The organism is Pseudomonas vranovensis DSM 16006, from assembly GCF_000425805.1.
GTDB classification, from domain to species: domain Bacteria; phylum Pseudomonadota; class Gammaproteobacteria; order Pseudomonadales; family Pseudomonadaceae; genus Aquipseudomonas; species Aquipseudomonas vranovensis.
In genome coordinates, this window is record NZ_AUED01000024.1 from 1 (window position 1) to 18,400 (window position 18,400).

16 protein-coding genes, 2 tRNA genes and 1 riboswitch are annotated in these 18,400 nt (G+C 60.4%); of the genes, 1 reads left to right on the plus strand and 17 read right to left on the minus strand.

Annotation, left to right across the window (positions count from 1 at the left end):
* Positions 1-11 precede the first annotated feature (11 nt).
* From H621_RS0117725 to alaS, 5 genes are all read right to left on the minus strand, one after another.
* Positions 12-88 (minus strand) — tRNA-Arg (locus H621_RS0117725).
* A 108-nt stretch (positions 89-196) separates the two neighbouring features.
* A tRNA-Ser gene (locus H621_RS0117730) sits at positions 197-287 on the minus strand.
* Positions 288-359: 72 nt separating this feature from the next.
* Positions 360-548 carry a carbon storage regulator CsrA gene (gene csrA, locus H621_RS0117735; protein WP_010226667.1) on the minus strand — a complete coding sequence of 63 codons (189 nt, stop codon included), beginning with the start codon at positions 546-548 and terminating at the stop codon, positions 360-362.
* 183 nt (positions 549-731) lie between these two features.
* Positions 732-1,967, minus strand: coding sequence for an aspartate kinase (locus tag H621_RS0117740; RefSeq protein WP_028944685.1), 1,236 nt, complete (start codon positions 1,965-1,967; stop codon positions 732-734).
* 88 nt (positions 1,968-2,055) lie between these two features.
* Entirely contained in the window at positions 2,056-4,674 is a 2,619-nt protein-coding gene (gene alaS / locus H621_RS0117745; RefSeq protein WP_028944686.1) for an alanine--tRNA ligase, read from the minus strand.
* A gap of 362 nt (positions 4,675-5,036) precedes the next feature.
* Positions 5,037-5,188: riboswitch (FMN riboswitch) on the plus strand.
* 93 nt (positions 5,189-5,281) lie between these two features.
* Between alaS and H621_RS0117750 the strand changes: the two genes are divergently transcribed.
* Positions 5,282-5,788 (plus strand): 6,7-dimethyl-8-ribityllumazine synthase, encoded by a 507-nt coding sequence (locus H621_RS0117750; RefSeq protein ID WP_028944687.1) that lies wholly within the window; start codon positions 5,282-5,284, stop codon positions 5,786-5,788.
* A 75-nt stretch (positions 5,789-5,863) separates the two neighbouring features.
* Here H621_RS0117750 and astE read toward each other — a convergent pair whose 3' ends face one another.
* From astE to H621_RS0117810, 12 genes are all read right to left on the minus strand, one after another.
* Complete coding sequence (gene astE, locus H621_RS0117755; RefSeq protein ID WP_028944688.1) at positions 5,864-6,871, minus strand: succinylglutamate desuccinylase; 1,008 nt, start codon at positions 6,869-6,871, stop codon at positions 5,864-5,866.
* 10 nt (positions 6,872-6,881) lie between these two features.
* Positions 6,882-7,172 (minus strand): topoisomerase II, encoded by a 291-nt coding sequence (locus H621_RS0117760; protein ID WP_028944689.1) that lies wholly within the window; start codon positions 7,170-7,172, stop codon positions 6,882-6,884.
* Positions 7,173-7,186: 14 nt separating this feature from the next.
* Entirely contained in the window at positions 7,187-8,536 is a 1,350-nt protein-coding gene (astB, locus tag H621_RS0117765; RefSeq protein ID WP_028944690.1) for an N-succinylarginine dihydrolase, read from the minus strand.
* A 24-nt stretch (positions 8,537-8,560) separates the two neighbouring features.
* Positions 8,561-10,027 carry a succinylglutamate-semialdehyde dehydrogenase gene (gene astD, locus H621_RS0117770; RefSeq protein ID WP_167332126.1) on the minus strand — a complete coding sequence of 489 codons (1,467 nt, stop codon included), beginning with the start codon at positions 10,025-10,027 and terminating at the stop codon, positions 8,561-8,563.
* On the minus strand, positions 10,024-11,049 hold the full coding sequence (gene astA / locus H621_RS0117775; RefSeq protein ID WP_028944692.1) for an arginine N-succinyltransferase: 1,026 nt from the start codon (positions 11,047-11,049) through the stop codon (positions 10,024-10,026). Before astA ends, astD begins: the two co-directional genes overlap by 4 nt.
* A 75-nt stretch (positions 11,050-11,124) precedes the next feature.
* A complete protein-coding gene (aruF, locus tag H621_RS0117780) occupies positions 11,125-12,144 on the minus strand; it encodes an arginine/ornithine succinyltransferase subunit alpha (RefSeq protein WP_028944693.1) in 1,020 nt (339 codons plus the stop codon).
* A gap of 132 nt (positions 12,145-12,276) precedes the next feature.
* A complete protein-coding gene (locus H621_RS0117785; protein ID WP_028944694.1) occupies positions 12,277-13,497 on the minus strand; it encodes an aspartate aminotransferase family protein in 1,221 nt (406 codons plus the stop codon).
* Between the two features lie 264 nt (positions 13,498-13,761).
* Positions 13,762-14,742, minus strand: a complete 981-nt coding sequence (gene argR, locus H621_RS0117790; protein ID WP_028944695.1) for a transcriptional regulator ArgR — start codon at positions 14,740-14,742, stop codon at positions 13,762-13,764.
* Between the two features lie 97 nt (positions 14,743-14,839).
* Complete coding sequence (locus H621_RS0117795) at positions 14,840-15,604, minus strand: ABC transporter ATP-binding protein (protein ID WP_028944696.1); 765 nt, start codon at positions 15,602-15,604, stop codon at positions 14,840-14,842.
* Positions 15,605-15,668: 64 nt separating this feature from the next.
* Positions 15,669-16,367 carry an ABC transporter permease gene (locus H621_RS0117800; RefSeq protein ID WP_028944697.1) on the minus strand — a complete coding sequence of 233 codons (699 nt, stop codon included), beginning with the start codon at positions 16,365-16,367 and terminating at the stop codon, positions 15,669-15,671.
* Entirely contained in the window at positions 16,364-17,053 is a 690-nt protein-coding gene (locus H621_RS0117805; protein WP_028944698.1) for an ABC transporter permease, read from the minus strand. Before H621_RS0117805 ends, H621_RS0117800 begins: the two co-directional genes overlap by 4 nt.
* Positions 17,054-17,143: 90 nt before the next feature.
* Complete coding sequence (locus H621_RS0117810; protein ID WP_028944699.1) at positions 17,144-17,929, minus strand: ABC transporter substrate-binding protein; 786 nt, start codon at positions 17,927-17,929, stop codon at positions 17,144-17,146.
* Between the last annotated feature and the right edge of the window lie 471 nt (positions 17,930-18,400).

Here is an 18,400-nt window from a genome sequence, read left to right on the forward strand (position 1 = left end):
GCTTCGTCGTATGGTGCACTCAGGAGGATTCGAACCTCCGACCGCTCGGTTCGTAGCCGAGTACTCTATCCAGCTGAGCTATGAGTGCATTTGTTACCGCGCATTATAGACCGCTAAATCTTTTTGCCAACCACTTTTTCGTTTAATTTCAACTACTTAGCGATTCAAGGCTGATTACAGCGCTCTACATGAATAATGGCGGAGAAGGGGGGATTCGAACCCCCGATACCCTTGTGAGGTATACTCCCTTAGCAGGGGAGCGCCTTCGGCCACTCGGCCACCTCTCCGCAACACGGGGCGTATAATAACCAGACCCTTCCCCGTTTGCAAACTCTTTTTTGAAAAAAACTCGATAAAAATTAATGGGTTGGTTCTTCGTCCTTCTCTTTCTTGATCCGCAGGTAGATTTCCTCACGGTGGACGGCGACTTCCTTAGGGGCGTTTACACCGATTCGCACCTGGTTTCCTTTGACGCCGAGCACGGTCACGGTGATTTCGCCGTCGCCAATGATCAGGCTCTCGGCGCACCGACGAGTCAGAATCAACATACCTTTCTCCTCACGAAATTCAGTTCAGGGTCAACAGTCTGCAAAAAAAAGGGCTTCAGCCTGCAACCCGTGACGGCTACCGACCTATGCCTAAGTATTGTCTAGCGCGAGCGAAACGACAGATTTCTCACACCAGCCAGAAAAACGAAGGGCGCGGCTAAGCCGCGCCCTTGAGGCATTGCATTACTCACCCTGTCGGGCGGGGGCATCCAGTTCGAACGCGGTGTGCAGGGCACGCACAGCCAGTTCCAGGTACTTCTCTTCGATAACAACCGAAACCTTGATCTCGGAGGTAGAGATCATCTGGATGTTGATGCTCTCTTTGGCCAGGGATTCGAACATGCGGCTGGCAACACCGGCGTGGGAACGCATGCCGACCCCCACGATCGAGACCTTGGCGATGTTGGTATCGCCAACCACTTCACGGGCATTGAGCTCCAGCGCCGTGGTGTCCAGCACCTTGTGCGCCTTGTCGTAGTCATTGCGGTGTACGGTGAAGGTGAAGTCGGTGGTGTTATCGTGCGAAACGTTCTGCACGATCATGTCGACTTCGATGTTCGCGGCACTGATCGGGCCGAGGATCTTGAAAGCAACGCCCGGGGTATCCGGTACGCCACGGATGGTCAGCTTGGCTTCATCGCGATTGAAGGCGATGCCGGAAATGATCGGCTGTTCCATGGATTCCTCTTCATCAATAGTAATGAGGGTACCCGGACCCTCCTGGAAGCTGTGCAGCACGCGCAGCGGAACGTTGTACTTGCCGGCGAACTCGACGGCACGAATCTGCAGCACCTTGGAACCAAGGCTGGCCATTTCCAGCATTTCTTCAAAGGTAATCTTGTCCAGCCGCTGGGCCTGCGAGACCACACGCGGGTCGGTGGTGTAGACACCGTCGACATCGGTGTAGATCTGGCACTCATCAGCCTTGAGCGCAGCCGCCAGGGCCACACCTGTGGTGTCGGAGCCACCACGACCGAGGGTGGTGATGTTGCCGTGCTCGTCCACACCCTGGAAGCCTGCCACAACAACCACACGCCCAGCCTTGATGTCGGCACGGATCTTCTGGTCGTCGATCTGCAGGATGCGCGCCTTGTTGTGCGCGCTGTCGGTGAGGATACGCACCTGGTTACCGGTGTAGGACACCGCCGGAATGCCACGCTTGATCAACGCCATGGCCAGCAAGGCGATGGTGACCTGCTCGCCGGTGGAAACGATCACATCCAGTTCACGCGGAACCGGCTGATCGCTGATCTTCTTGGCCAGGTCGATAAGACGATTGGTTTCGCCGCTCATCGCCGACAGTACAACCACCAGGTCATCGCCGGCATCGCGGAATTTCTTGACCTTGTCGGCAACCTGTTCGATTCGTTCGACCGTGCCAACGGAAGTGCCGCCAAATTTCTGTACGATCAACGCCATTTCAAAGCCGCCTCAGCCCATGAAGGGCACCCAATAAACATTCAAACGACACCATGGCCCGCCACTAGACGACGGGCCAAGCGGTGTCTTAAACGCCCTGCTCCACGAATGGCACGGTCAGGGCCAGCGCGTTGTCCAGCGCAGCAGTGTCAACGCCACCGCCTTGCGCCATGTCCGGACGACCGCCACCCTTGCCGCCCACGGCAGCAGCAGCTTGCTTCATCAAATCACCGGCTTTGAGTTGGCCAGTCAGGTCTTTGGTCACACCGGCTACCAGCACGACCTTTTCCTCATGGACACTGCCGAGCAGGATCACTGCGCGGCCGAGTTTGTTCTTCAACTGATCGACCAGCGCCAGCAACGCCTTGCCGTCCTGGCCATCCAGGCGCGCGGCCAGGACCTTGACGCCCTTGACCTCGACAGCACTGTTGGAGAGATCGTCACCAGCAGCGCTGGCGGCCTTGGCCTGCAGTTGCTCCAGCTGTTTTTCCAGCTGACGGTTGCGCTCAAGCACAGCCGAAAGCTTGTCGATCAGGTTGTCGCGACTGCCCTTGACCAGTTGCGCCGCTTCCTTGAGCTGATCTTCAGCAGCGTTCAGGTAAGCCAGTGCCGCCGCCCCGGTGACCGCTTCGATACGGCGCACACCGGAGGCCACGCCACCTTCGCTGATGATCTTGAGCAGGCCGATATCGCCGGTACGCTTGGCGTGGATACCACCGCACAGCTCGACGGAGAAATCGCCGCCCATGCTCAGCACCCGAACGTTGTCGCCGTACTTCTCGCCGAACAGCGCCATGGCGCCCTTCTGCTTGGCGGTCTCGATGTCGGTCTCTTCGGTTTGCACCTCGGAGTTCTTACGCACTTCACGGTTGACGATGTCTTCCAGTGCCTTGAGCTGCTCTGGCTTGACCGCCTCGAAGTGACTGAAGTCGAAACGCAGGCGCTGGCTATCCACCAGCGAGCCTTTCTGTTGCACGTGATCGCCCAGCACCTGGCGCAGTGCAGCATGCAGCAAGTGAGTCGCCGAGTGGTTCAAGGAGGTGGCGTGCTGAACATCGGCATCGACCTTGGCCTGAACCTTGGCGCCGACCACCAGCGAACCACTGGCCACGATGCCGTGATGCAGGAACGCGCCGCCGGTCTTGGTGGTGTCGCGCACATCGAAGCGCACGCCGCCCGCCTGCAGGTAGCCAGTATCGCCGACCTGGCCACCCGACTCGGCGTAGAACGGCGTACGGTCGAGAATGACCACACCTTCCTCGCCTTCACCCAGTTGCTCGACAACCTTGCCATCCTTATAGATAGCAACGATGCTGGCTTCGCCTTCTGTGGTGGTGTAGCCAGTGAACTCAGTGGCCACATCAACCTTGACGAGGGTGTTGTAGTCCAGGCCGAAGGCGCTGGCAGAACGCGCACGCTCACGCTGCGCTTCCATCTCGCGCTCGAAACCTTCTTCATCGATGGTCAGCTCGCGTTCGCGGGCGATGTCGGCGGTCAGGTCCATCGGGAAGCCGTAGGTGTCATAGAGCTTGAACACCACGTCACCCGGAACCACGCGGCCCTTGAGCTCGGCGAGGTCCTGTTCGAGGATCTTCAGGCCCTGCTCCAGGGTCTTGGCGAACTGCTCTTCTTCAGCCTTGAGAACGCGCTCGATGTTGGCCTGCTGCTGCTTGAGTTCCGGGAAGGCTTCACCCATCTCGGCAGCCAGTGCGGCCACGATCTTGTAGAAGAAGCTGCCGGTGGCACCCAGCTTGTTGCCATGACGGCAGGCGCGGCGAATGATGCGGCGCAGCACGTAGCCGCGGCCTTCGTTGGAAGGCAGTACACCGTCGGCGATCAGGAAGCCGCACGAACGGATGTGGTCAGATACCACTTTGAGCGACGACTGATCTTCGTTCTTGCAGCCGATGGCCACGGCAGAAGCGTCGAGCAGGCTGCGGAACAGGTCGATTTCATAGTTCGAGTGCACGTGCTGCATGACCGCACTGATGCGTTCAAGGCCCATGCCGGTATCCACCGAGGGCGCTGGCAGTGGGTGCAGCACGCCATCGGCAGTACGGTTGAACTGCATGAAAACGTTGTTCCAGATCTCGATGTAACGGTCACCGTCTTCTTCCGGCGAGCCGGGTGGGCCGCCCCAGATGTCCGGGCCGTGGTCATAGAAGATCTCGGTGCACGGGCCGCACGGACCGGTATCACCCATGGTCCAGAAGTTGTCGGAGGCGTAAGGGGCACCCTTGTTGTCGCCGATGCGCACCATGCGCTCTTCGGGAACGCCGATTTCCTTGGTCCAGATGTCGTATGCCTCATCGTCGCTGGCATAGACGGTCACCCAGAGCTTTTCTTCCGGCAGGCCCAGGACTTTGGTCAGGAAGGTCCAGGCGTAGGTGATGGCGTCCTTCTTGAAATAATCACCGAAGCTGAAGTTGCCCAGCATTTCAAAGAAGGTGTGGTGACGGGCGGTATAGCCGACGTTTTCCAGGTCGCTGTTCTTGCCACCGGCACGCACGCACTTCTGGCTGCTGGTTGCGCGGGTGTAGGCACGCTTTTCCTGGCCAAGGAAGCAGTCCTTGAACTGGTTCATCCCCGCGTTGGTGAACAGCAGGGTCGGGTCGTTGCCCGGAATCAAGGAGCTGGAGGCAACTCGGGTGTGTCCCTGCTCTTCGAAGAAGCGAAGGAAGGCTTCACGGATTTCTGCGCTTTTCATAGGTTCTTCCACGGAAACGGCGGCCTTAAGGCAAATGCTTGCGTCAAATTGACGAAACGACGGCAAAGGGCCGCATTATATCGGGCCTTCGGCTTGGGTGCAGTGTGTTTATGCTATAGAAACCGTCAATTGGACGCTCTGCAACGACCCGGGCAGACAAAAGTGATGGAAACCCCCTTCGCTGCACACGGCCGCAATACCAAGACCTGGCTGATTCTGCTGATACGGTATTACTGCGGTCACCAATTGCAATTGGCAAGGCCTGCCGGATGAAATGTCATTCATCGGCAAAAAAACCGTTAGCAGCCTATACGTTAGCCTGAGAGTTGTGCTAATAATTCCCCGCCGCCGGCGACCGGTGGCAACGTTCTCAGGGCGGGGTGCAATTCCCCACCGGCGGTAATTGCGCCCATTGCGCATAGCCCGCGAGCGCTTGCAGGCCACCCTGCAAGGTCAGCAGACCCGGTGTGATTCCGGGGCCGACGGTCATAGTCCGGATAAAGAGAGAACGGGATAGGCACGTCTGCGCCTGTCGTTGCGCAGCTGCGCGACGGAATCCCCTTCGATCCAGATGCCCTGTTTCTCATACAAACAGGAGTCCGTTTCAATGCAACCTACCGCAATCGATAGCAAGAACCCATCCCACGAGCGCATCGCGTTTATCCAGGCCTGCTGGCACAAGGATATTGTCGACCAGGCGCGCAAGGCTTTTGTCGAGGAAATGGGAAAACAAGGCTATCAAGCGAGCGATATCGACTTTTTTGAAGTCGGTGGCGCATTCGAAATCCCGCTTCATGCCAAGCTGTTGGCGCGTACCGGCCGCTATGCCGGTATTGTTGCAGCAGGCCTGGTGGTCGATGGCGGCCTGTACCGCCACGAGTTCGTCGCCCAGTCCGTGATCAGCGGCCTGATGCAAGTGCAGCTGGAAACCGAAGTACCGGTATTCTCGGCAGTACTGACCCCGCACCACTTCCATGCCGGTGACGAACACCAGAACTTCTATTTCGAGCATTTCCTGGTCAAGGGTGCCGAGGCGGCGAAGACCTGTGCCGATACACTGCAGAAGCTGCGTGCCCTGCGCCGCATCGACGCGCCACAGAAAATGGCTGGCTGAATGCAGCAGCGGGCTTGCCCCGCGATGCGATGTAACACGTAGATTGCTATCGCGGGGCAAGCCCGCCCCTGCAGGTCAGGCGAGTTGGTCGGGCGAGGTGGGCACGATCAGAATGCCGGCCCGCAGCCCATTCCTGACCTTTGGGTTGGGAAAGATGATACGGGCCCCCTCCTCTTCGACGATCCAGCGCGATTCGGCCAGGTCTTCGGCCAGCAGATAGCCCTTGGACAACTCCGAGAAGTTTTCGATATCTGCCGGCAAGTGCAGGCGGAAGCTGTCGCTGTGCTTGATGATCTCACGGGCCACGCTGAACAGCTGCAAACCATCCAGCGCATCGGCCTCTTCTGGCTCATTGCCTTCGATGATCTGCTTGAGACGGGTCTCCAGCCGATCAAGATTGACCTGCTCGTTCTGCCCGAAGGGGCGCGCCTTGCCCAACTCCAGGGTAAAGGCCTCGGCATCCAACTGCTCGTAGGTAAAGGCAGTGAAGGTAATCGACGCCTTGCTCTGCAGCAGCACGGCCTCCATGCCCGCCGCACGCAACCGCGCCAGTTCGCGACGCGAATGCTGGCGACCTTCCTTGAACGGATACAGTGCGAACTGTTCGATCTTCGAGCCACGAATGGCGGTGTGCAGGTCGTAGTGCAGGCGCGTACGCCCCGGCACGCTGAAGAAGGTCTTGGCAAACTGCTCCAGCTGTCCCGCCCGCAAGGCTTCACTGCCGCTGGACAACTCGTGCCGGCCATTGAACAGGCGATTGACGTCCTGCTCGATATACCGCTCTCCCTTGCGAATCGCTTCAGGGTTGCCGAACAGGAACAGGATACGGGCGCGCGGCTTGATTTCAGCCCGGGCAATGCCATGCAACAGCTCGTCGAGCAGTTCGATCGGTGCAGTTTCATTGCCATGGATGCCGGCCGATAACAGCAAGTCCATACCATTGTCCCGCGCCTCGGCCGGGCGCACTTCAAGTGCGCCTTCGCCGAGCCAGCGCATACGCACGCCTTCGACAGTCAGCTGGGTCTTCTCTGCCGGTTCACGACCGGCCAGGGTCAGGTCGAGCAGTTTGCCGAGGGCGAGCATGGGCGATTCCTTAGTGATGGTGGCCGCAATCGGGACCATGAACGTGATCATCATCGTCGCCGGCGTCGGCCGGTTCCATTTCCAGCTGCAGGCTGACCAGGTTGGTGGCCAGCGGACGCAGCAGCAGGTTGGCGTACTCGGCGTCGTCTTCTTCGACATCGACGCCAATCAGCAGCTGACCACGGCCATCCTGCTGAATCCATACCTCCTTGCCTTGCCAGACCACCGCAAAGCGGGTGCAGGAAGTTTCCAGCTGGGTACCATCGTCATCTTCAAGGATCAGCTGCAGGGCGTCGGACATAGTCGAATTCTCTCTCAAGGTTGGAGTTGGAACGGATAGACCGAACCCAGTTTGAGGATCTGGGTCAGTTCATCCAGTGCCGTACGACATTCAATCAACAACTGCGGATCGGCCAGATCGGTTTCGCTCAGGCGATCGCGGTAGTGCTTGTCGACCCACTGGGTCAAGGTGTCGTACAGCGGCGCCGTCATGATAACCCCTGGATTGACCGCCGCCAGTTCCGTTTCATTGAGTGCCACGCGCAAACGCAGGCACGCCGGGCCGCCACCGTTCTGCATGCTCTGCTTGAGGTCGAACACCTTGACCTCGGCAACCGGGCCACCCGAAGCCGTCAGGGCCGACAGATACGCCCAGACCCGCTCGTTGTTGCGGCATTCTTCCGGCACGATCAGCAACATCGAACCATCGGCACGGGTCAGCAACTGGCTGTTGAACAAGTAGGATCGCACTGCATCTTCTACCGTGACAGCCGAGCGCGGCACACAGATCGCCTTGAAGTTGCCACCCCGTTTAGCCAGTTTAGCCTGCAGTTGGCCAAGCATCGCTTCGGTCTCGAGGAAGGCATCCTCGTGATAGAACAGTACTTCGCCGTTCCCCACAGCGATCACATCGTTGTGGAACACGCCGTGATCGATCACGGCCGGATTCTGCTGGCCGAACACCACACCTTCCTCGCTCAGGCCGTGCAGGCGGGCAACCGCTTGCGAGGCTTCAAGGGTCTGGCGTGCCGGGTATTTTTGGGGCGCCGGAACCCGGCTGTCGAATGCACTACGGCCATAGACAAAGAACTCCACCCCCGCCTCGCCGTAACTACGGCAGAAACGTGTGTGGTTGGCCGCCCCCTCATCACCGAACTGCGCCACCGCCGGCAAGGCGGCATGGTGGGCGAAGTGCCTGCTGTCGGCGAACATCGCCCCCAGCACACGGCTGGTAGTCGGGTGCTCGATGCTGCGGTGATACTTGCAGTTGAGGTTGGCCGCGGTGAAATGCACGCGGCCATCAGCCGTGTCGGCACTTGGGCTGACCGTAGCAGCGTTGGCCACCCACATGCTCGACGCCGAGCAACTGGCGACCAGCAACGGCATGGCTTCTTTGGCCGCACGCTGGATCACTTCGGCATCGCTACCGGAAAAGCCCAGGCGACGCAGCGCAGCGACATCCGGACGCTCCTGCGGAGCCAGCACGCCCTGCTGAAAGCCCATTTCCATCAGCGCTTTCATTTTTGCCAGGCCCTGGCGCGCCGCTTCACGCGGGTTGGACGCCTGCTGGCTGTTGCTTTGCGAAGCAACGTTGCCGTAGGACAGCCCGCCGTAGTTATGCGTCGGTCCCACCAGACCATCAAAATTCATTTCAAACGATTTCATCGGCAAGGCTCCGTAGACCTTTTGTTATAGGGAGACGCCCGGCGTCAATGTGGCAGGCAGGGTCAGGCTGGCGGTCTCCAGCGAGGCTACCGGGTAGGCGCAGTAATCGGCTGCGTAGTAGGCACTGGCGCGGTGGTTGCCACTGGCCCCCACACCGCCGAATGGCGCACTGCTGGCGGCACCGGTCAGCTGTTTGTTCCAGTTGACGATGCCGGCGCGGCTGTTGAGCCAGAAATACTGGTAGCGCGCACGGGAGTCGGACAACAGGCCGGCAGCCAGGCCGTACTGGGTGTTGTTGGCCTCGGCAATGGCTGCGTCGAAATCGCTGTAGCGGATCACCTGCAGCAGCGGGCCGAAGAACTCTTCGTCGGGGCGGCCGGCAACGGCCGTGACATCGACAATGCCCGGCGTGAGCAAGGCTGCCGACGCTTGTGGCTGGGTCATTTCCAGCAGCGATACACCACCACCCGCCAGCAATTGCACCTGGGCATCGAGCAGCGCCTTGGCCGCCTCCAGGGAGATCACCGAGCCCATGAAAGGCGCTGGCTGCTGGTCAAAAGCACCAACACTGATGTTCTTGCAGACTTCGACCAGACGCTTGAGCAGCGCATCGCCCCAGGGGCCTTGCGGTACCAGCAGGCGACGGGCGCAGGTGCAGCGCTGGCCGGCAGAAATGAATGCAGACTGGATGATGGTGTAGACCGCCGCGTCGAGGTCTTTTACCTCGTCGACCACCAACGGGTTGTTGCCCCCCATTTCCAGGGCCAGGATCTTGTCCGGGCGCCCGGCGAACTGCTGGTGCAACAGGTTGCCGGTGCGGCTGGAGCCAGTGAAGAACAAACCGTCGATACCCGGGTTGGCGGCCAGGGCCACGCCGGTTTCACGGGCACCCTGGACCAGGTTCAACACGCCCGCCGGCAAGCCGGCTTCGATCCAGCACTTGACCGTCAGCTCGGCTACTTTGGGTGTCAGCTCGCTGGGCTTGAACACCACGGTGTTGCCGGCCAGCAGCGCCGGAACAATGTGCCCGTTAGGCAAATGCCCCGGGAAGTTGTACGGGCCGAAAACGGCGACAACACCGTGTGGCTTGTGGCGCAGCACCGCGGTGGCATCCGCCAGCGGGCCACTCTTCTCGCCCGTGCGCTCACGGTAGCTCTGCACCGAAATCGCTACTTTGTTGATCATGCTGGTGACTTCGGTCGCCGACTCCCACAAAGGCTTGCCGGTTTCCTCACCAATGCAGCGGGCAAGTTCGTCGGCCCTGGCCTTGAGGGCAGCGGCGAACGCCTCCAGCACACTGATGCGCGCCTCCAACGACTGCAGCGCCCACGCCGGGAACGCCTGACGCGAAGCCTTTACGGCGTCATCAACGTGCTCGGCGGTAGCACCGCGACCTTCCCAGACAATCTCCTGGGTAACCGGGTTCAGCGACTGCAAGGCCTCGCCCTGCCCTGCCTGCCAAGTGCCAGCGATGTAGTGAGTCGTCATTATTTGGCCTCCCGGGCAGCAGACAGCGGCACGGCACGCACCTGGTCGCCGGCGCTCAGGCGCAGGCGTTTGGCGGTCAGCGGATCGACCACCAGGGTACCGGCCGCCAGACGCGCAGGTGCCGCGGTGATACGGCAGTCCTCACGCTTGCGGTTGTGAATGATGAAAGGCGTTGCGTCGTCGCCCGGCGTACCCACCGCCAGTACCAGCGCCTGGCTGTCGTGTACCGCGCGGATCTTGCTGGTCTCGCATTCCACGGCAGGGCCCGCATCAAAGATATCGACGTATCCCTGGTAGCTGAATCCTTCGCTCTTGAGCATCGCCAGTGCAGGTTCGGTGTCGATATGCACGCGGCCGATCACGTTACGTGCTGCCTCGGAGAGGAAGCATGTGTACAGCGGGAACTTGGGCATCAACTCAGCGATGAACGCCTTGTTGCCGACGCCGGTGAGGTAATCGGCCTGGCTGAATTCCATCTTGAAGAAATGCCGGCCCAGGCTTTCCCAGAACGGCGAACGGCCCTGCTCATCCGACATGCCGCGCATCTCGGCGATGATCTTGTTGCCGAACAGCTCCGGGAACTCGGCAATGAACAGCATCCGCGCCTTGGCCAACAGACGGCCGTTGAGGCCACTGCGGTGATCGGCACGCAGGAACAGCGAGCACAGTTCGGAATTACCGGTAAGGTCATTGGCCAGGAACAGGGTAGGAATTTCGCGGTAGATGTTCAGCTCTTGCGAAGCGCTGACGGTCAGGCCTACCCGGTAGTTGTACCAGGGCTCACGCAGGCCGACGGCACCGGCGATGGCGGAAATACCGACCACCACACCTTCGTCGTTTTCCAGTACGAACAGGTAGTCGGCATCGCCACGTTCGGCTTCGCCACGGAAGGTCTTCTCGGCCCAGCCGACCCGGTGTGCCAGGCGCTCTTCATTGGCCGGCAAGGTGGTCAGGCCGGTGCCGGTGCTGCGCGCCAGCTCGATCAGCGCAGGTAAATCACTGCTGCGTACGGGACGAACGATCATGCTATCTCCTCGGGCGGCGGCCTGTGGCCTGCCGCGAAACTCGACCTGGGGTGCGCGGTTATCGAACCGCAGGTATCAAACCGCGACCAGGCGCACACTGGCGCCTTCGCCAACGCCAAGGGCCTCGGCGGCTTCACGACTCAAGGTGACCGGCTTGCCAGGTACCCAGTCCAGCTCCAGCAGCACGGCGCGGTAGTCCTGCAGCTGGCCATTGCAGACCAGGTACGGGCGCCCACCCTTGACCATGGTGCTGTCCAGCTTGACCGGAACCACTCGGCTCTGGGCGATCGAGCGAATGCTCGACACCCGTGCATGCAGGGTCGGACCCCCGTCGAAAATGTCGATGTAGTGATCGGTCTCGAAGCCTTCGCGCATCAGGATGTCGAAGGTGATCTGCGCACGTGGATGCACCTGGCCCATGGCTTCTTGCGCGGCATCCGGCAGCAGCGGCACGTAGATCGGATAATGCGGCATCAGCTCGGCGAGAAAGGTCCGGCTCTTGAGGCCACACAGGCGTTCGGCCTCGGCATAGTTGAGGTCGAAAAAGTTGCGGCCGATGGCGTCCCAGAATGGCGAGTCACCGTTCTCGTCGCTGTAGCCGACGATTTCGGTCACTACCGAGTCGGCGAAGCGCTCAGGGTGCGCAGCCATGAACAGCAGGCGACCGCGAGAGTTGAGCTCCGACCAGCCAGTACCCACCAGCTCCGGCAGTACGTAGAAACTGGTCAGCAGGCTGTTGCCGGTCAGGTCGTGGCACTGCGAAAGCACATGGATCTTGTTGTGGATCTTCAGCTCGCGCGAGGCGTGGACGAACGTCTCGTTACGAAAGCTGTAGAACGGCTCGGAGTAGCCGGCCGACGCGACAATGGCCGAGCAGCCGACCAGCTTGCCGTTACTGCTGTCTTCGAGCACGAAGAAGTAGCTTTCTTCGCCGTTGAAGCTGACTTCGGCGGCAAAGGACGTCTCGGAGGCGGCAATCTTGTCGCCCAGGCGCCCGGTATCATCCGGCAAGGACGTGACACCAATGGGGCTGTCCGCTGCCAGACGCTGTACTTCGCCCAGATCAGCCATTTGCGCGGGGCGCATCACCAGCATGGTGTCACTCCTTTCGGGAAAACAGGCCAGCGTCTGCCGGCACAGAAAAAAACAGCAGGCGCCCACAGGGCGCACGCTCTGGAATTCGGATTCACCGGCCCCACTGGGCCGGTGAACGGACCACAGGCTAAATCAGGCCTGGGTCAATTTGGCTGCGGCACGCTCGAAACGGTCCAGGCCTTCATCGATGTCGGCATCCTCGACCACTAGGCTCGGGGCGAAACGCACCACATCGGGACCGGCCTGGAGCACCATCAGGCCTTCTTTCTCGGCCGCATTGAAGACGTCCTTGGCCTTGCCTTTCCAGGCCTCGGACAATACGCAACCGATCAGCAGACCCACACCACGCACTTGGGTGAACAAGCCGTACTGCTGGCCGATCTGCTCCAGACGCGCCTTGAAGCGCGCGTGCTTGGCCTTGACGCCTGCCAGCACTTCAGGGGTATTGACCACATCCAGCACGGCATTGGCCACGGCGCACGCCAGTGGGTTGCCACCGTAGGTGGTGCCGTGGGTGCCAACAGCCAGGTGCTTGGCCAGGTCTTCGGTGGTCAGCATGGCACCGATCGGGAAGCCGCCACCCAGGCTCTTGGCGCTGGAGAGGATGTCCGGGGTGACGCCGTAGTGCATGTAGGCAAACAGCTCGCCGGTACGGCCAACGCCGGTCTGCACTTCGTCGAAGATCAGCAGGGCGTTGTGTTTGTCGCAGAGCTCGCGAGCGCCTTTGAGGTAGACCAGGTCGGCCGGTACCACACCGCTCTCGCCCTGGATCGGCTCGATCACCACCGCGCAGGTCTTGTCGGAAATCTGTGCCTTGAGCGCCTCAAGATCGTTGTACGGCACATGGCTGATACCGGTGATCTTCGGGCCGAAACCGTCAGAGTACTTGGGCTGGCCGCCCACACTGACGGTGAACAGGGTGCGACCGTGGAAGCTGTTGACGGTAGCGATAATCTCGTGTTTTTCAGGGCCGAAACGATCGTGGGCGACACGACGGGCCAGCTTGAAGGCGGCCTCGTTGGCTTCAGCGCCGGAGTTGCAGAAGAACGCCCGCTCGGCGAAGGTCGCGTCGACCAGCTTGTGGGCCAGGCGCAGGGCCGGCTCGTTGGTGAAGACGTTGGACACGTGCCACAGTTTGTTGGCCTGCTCGGTCAGGGCGCCCACCAGCGCCGGATGAGCATGCCCCAGAACGTTCACGGCAATCCCGCCCGCGAAGTCGATCAGCTCGCGGCCCGACTGATCCCAGACTCGGGAGCCCGCGCCACGAACGGGGATAAAGGCCGCCGGTGCGTAATTGGGGACCATTACCTGGTCGAAATCGGCGCGTTGCACTGGAGCTTGCGGAGCGGACATCGGAGTCTCCTGAAAAGGAACGCCTGCCTGGAACTGGCGAGCGATGGGGGGATTGTAAGGACAGATCGGCGCCCGACATTGCCGCCAAGCGACAACTTCTTATAGCGCCAAACCCTGTTTTACCAAGGCTTTCGGCAATGCGACAAATAGGGTCGCAAAGGCGCAGTTTAAACGGTGCGAAGGTGGGGTGGTAGGAGCGGGCTTGCCGAGCGATGGCAATCTAGACGCTACATCGAATCGCGACGCAAGCCCGCTCCCACGGTGTCAGCCGCGCTCGGCGGGTGCCGACGACAACTCGAACGGACTGCTGCTTCGTCGCTGATTACGATCTTCCCGCGGCGTTGCGCCGAAGAAGTTGCGGTAGGCACTGGAGAAATGCGGCCCCGAGGAGAAGCCACACGACAAACCGATCTGGATGATCGACTTGCTGGTTTGCATCAGCATCTGGCGCGCCTTGTTCAAGCGCAACTCCAGGTAATACTGGCTCGGTACACGATTGAGGTATTGCTTGAAGATCCGCTCCAGCTGACGCCGCGAGACACATACGTGCTGAGCGATCTCGTCGGTGGTCAGCGGCTCCTCGATGTTGGCTTCCATCAGCAACACCGCCTGGGTCAGCTTCGGATGGCTCGAGCCCAGACGATTCTGCAGTGGAATACGCTGACGCTCCCCGCCCTCACGAATCCGCTCGACCACCAGCTCCTCGGACACCGCACCGGCAAGCTCGGCACCATGATCACGGGCCAGCACCGCCAGCAGCAGGTCGATCACCGACATACCGCCGCAGGCGGTCAGGCGATCACGATCCCAGTCGAACAGGTGACTGGTAGCGATGACCTTGGGGAATCGCTCGGCAAAATCATCCTGCCAGCGCCAGTGGACCGCCGCCCGGTAACCATCGAGCAAACCCAACTGCGCCAGTGGGTATACCCCGGCCGACAGGCCGCCGATCACACATCCGGCGCGCGCCAGCTGCTTGAGCGCGCTGCCCAGCCCCGATGCCACCGCATGGGGCGGCTCATCGGCCAGCAAGAACAGTTTCTGGCAGCCCTCCAGGCGCCCCGCCCACGGCTCGCCCGGCAAACGCCAGGCGCCTTCGGCTGCGGGCTCGGCCTGCAGGAACAACAGTTCGTAGACCACTTCCGGATGCACTTTCTGGGCAACCCGCAAAACCTCTTCGGCCAGCGCCAGGGTCAGGGCTTTGGTGCTGGGCCAGATGAGAAAACCGATTCGCTGGGTGGTCATTGGGTGCGGTCCGAAACCTGAGAAAGGTCAAGAGGATGGAGCCGGTCAGGCTGCGCAAGGCACGCAGCATGACCCATTTTGGTGCGACGCGGCAATCTTACTTCAAGCTGCCCGACAAGAACTGCTGCAAACGCTCGGACTGCGGATTGACCAACACCTCACGCGGGTTGCCCGCCTCCTCCACCAACCCCTTGTGCAGGAACACCAGCTGGTTGGACACCTCGCGGGCAAAGCCCATTTCGTGCGTCACCACCACCATGGTCCGGCCTTCCTGGGCCAGCGACTGCATGACCTTGAGCACATCGCCCACCAGCTCCGGGTCGAGCGCCGAGGTCGGCTCGTCGAACAGCATCACTTCCGGCTCCATCGCCAGCGCCCGGGCAATGGCCACACGCTGCTGCTCACCACCGGACATATGCCCAGGATAGGCGTCTTTACGATGGGAAACCCCGACCTTGGCCAGATAGTGCTCGGCTTTTTCCAGGGCCTCCTTTTTCGACATGCCCAACACATGTACCGGCGCTTCGATGATGTTTTCCAGCGCAGTCATGTGCGACCACAGGTTGAAATGCTGGAACACCATCGACAGGCGCGAACGCATGCGCTGCAGCTGCTTGGGATCGGCGGCCTTGAGGGCGCCGTCCTTGTTGGCCACAAGCTTGAGCTCTTCGTTGTTGAGCAGGATCTTGCCCGCATGCGGCTGCTCGAGCAGGTTGATGCAGCGCAGGAAGGTACTCTTGCCCGAACCACTGGAGCCGATGATGCTGATCACGTCGCCCGCCTTGGCGGCCAGGGACACGCCCTTGAGCACTTCGTGACTGCCGTAGCGTTTATGCAGGTCTTGGACTTCGAGTTTGTACATGCTGTCGGTTCTCACAAAGCAGTCAGTTTGAGCTAACGCTCAGGCGAATTAGTTACCGCAGGCCTCAGGCCTTGCGCGGCGCCATGTAGCCGAGCCAACGGCGTTCGGCCAACTTGAACAGGCGCACCAGAATGAACGTCAGGCACAGGTAGAACACGCCGGCAGTGATATAGGCCTCGAACGGCAAGTAATACTGGGCGTTGACCGTACGCGCGGCACCAGTGATGTCGATGAGGGTCACGATCGAGGCAAGGCTGGTGGTCTGCAGCATCATGATCACTTCGTTACTGTACTGCGGCAGGGCCCGGCGCAGGGCCGATGGCAGCAGAATGCGGCGGTACATCTTGACCCGCGACATACCCATGGCCTTGGCCGCCTCGATTTCACCATGGGGCGTGGCCTTGAGGCTGCCGGCAATGATTTCAGCAGTGTAGGCACTGGTGTTGATGGCGAAGGCCAGGCACGCACAGAAGGTCGCACTCGACAGCCACGGCCAGAGGATACTCTCGCGCACCGCCTCGAACTGGGCCAGGCCGTAGTAGATCAAGAACAACTGCACCAGCATCGGCGTGCCGCGGATCACATAGGTGTAGAGCCAGGCGGTCAGGTTGACCAGCGGCTGCTTGGACACCCGCATCAGGCCAAGCGGAATGGCCGTGAGCAAACCGAAGAACAGCGACAGCGCCAGCAGCTTGAGCGTGGTCAGCAAACCACCCAGGTACAGCGGCAGCGCTTCCCAGATCACGTTGTAGTCGAAAATCATAGATCAGCCGCCCTTACGCCAACCGAGTAGCGCTTCTCGAGGTACCGCAGGGCCAGCAGCGAGACACTGGTGATTACCAGGTACAGGGCTGCGACCGCCAGGAAGAAGGTGAAAGGCTCGCGGGTGGCATCGGCCGCCTGCTTGGCCTTGAACATCATGTCCTGCAGGCCGACCACCGAAATCAGTGCCGTCGCCTTGGTCAAGACCAGCCAATTGTTGGTGAAGCCTGGAATCGCCAGGCGGATCATCTGCGGCACCATGACCCGGAAGAACACCTGCAGGTTGCTCATGCCATAGGCCATGCCGGCTTCAGCCTGCCCCTTGGGGATAGCCATGAAGGCGCCACGGAAGGTTTCCGACAGGTAGGCACCAAAGATGAAACCCAGGGTACCGATACCCGCCACCAGCGGATTGAGGTCGATGTAGTCGTCGTAGCCGAGCAACGGCGCGACGCGGTTGAGCAGATCCTGGCCGCCGTAGAAAATCAGCAGGATCAGTACCAGATCGGGAATCCCGCGGATCACCGTGGAGTACAGGTCACCCAGCCAGGCCAGCCAGCGCACCGGCGACAGACGCAGGGCCACACCGATAAGGCCGAGTACGATAGCCAGGGCCATGGACGACAAGGCGAGCTGCAGCGTGAGCCACACGCCGTCGAGGATGACTGCCCCGTAGCCTTTCAACATGATGAGGTCCTCGACCTTAGGGATGAAAAAATGGTGCAAACCTCAGAGTCTCTGCTGCTTGCACCATTACACAGGTGAAACGTCGACGATTTACTTGGCTTCAGGGCCGTAGATGTCGAAGTTGAAATACTTATCCTGGATTTTCTTGTACTCGCCATTGGCGCGGATGGCCGCAATGGCAGCATTCAAGCGATCCAGGTTGGCCTTGTCGCCTTTGCGCACGGCAATACCAATACCGTCGCCGAAGTATTTCCCGTCAGTGAACGACGGGCCGACAAAGGCGTAGCCCTTGCCTGCATCAGTCTTCAGGAAGCCGTCTTCAAGCAGGGTGGCATCGGCAACGGTACCGTCCAGGCGGCCGGCAGCGACGTCCAGGTAGATTTCGTTCTGAGTGCCGTAAGGCACGATGGTCGCGCCTTGTGGAGCCAGGACTTCCTTGGCGAAGCGATCGTGGATAGAGCCACGCTGCACGCCAATTTTCTTGCCCTTGAGCTCAGTCAGGCTGTCGCTGACAGTAGTGCCTTGCTTCATCACCAGGCGAGCTGGGGTCAGGTAGTACTTGCCCGTGAAGTCAACGGACTTCTTGCGGTCTTCAGTGATCGACATGGACGAGAGGATGGCGTCGATCTTGCGCACTTTCAGCGCAGGGATCAGGCCGTCGAACTCTTGCTCGACCCAGGTGCACTTGACCTTCATCTCGGCGCACAGGGCGTTGCCGATGTCGTAGTCGAAACCAACAATGCTGCCGTCCGGCGCCTTGGAGGCGAACGGCGGGTAGGCGGCCTCGATCCCGATCTTCAACGGTTTCTCATCAGCCAGCGATGCCAGGGAAAACACAGACAGCGCCAGGGCGCCAAGCAGTGCGAGTTTCTTCATCTGGAACTCCATCGGTAAAGGGCACTACAAGGCAGGGTAGAAACTGCCCCATATGCAAATGGGTACAACGCGAGCCGCGCAGGGTCGACGAAGGTCGAACGCCACGAGCGAGTGATCGGCATTTTAACGACAGCTCCGTAGCCGATATTTCCTCAATGCGACAACTAATTACAGAAGCACAGGAAGTAGCGGCTGGAGATATTGACAGCTTTGGCAAAATATGCAAAAGCAAAAGACAAATAACCTATCAACGAAGCAATAACCGGGCCTATTATTGGCAAACCCTTCTAATCCGGCAAGCGTAGCGTTTCAGTGCATTTGAATTGCTGCCGAAAACGCCTTCAAACGGTGCGATAACGTTTCCCTTCGCCCCGTTTGTGCGCGAGCGTGGTGACACATAGGTTACCGATGATTGTCGAAGTAACAGAAAGCACAAAGCCCCGCTGGGTGAGCAGCGGGGCTTTGTGGCGT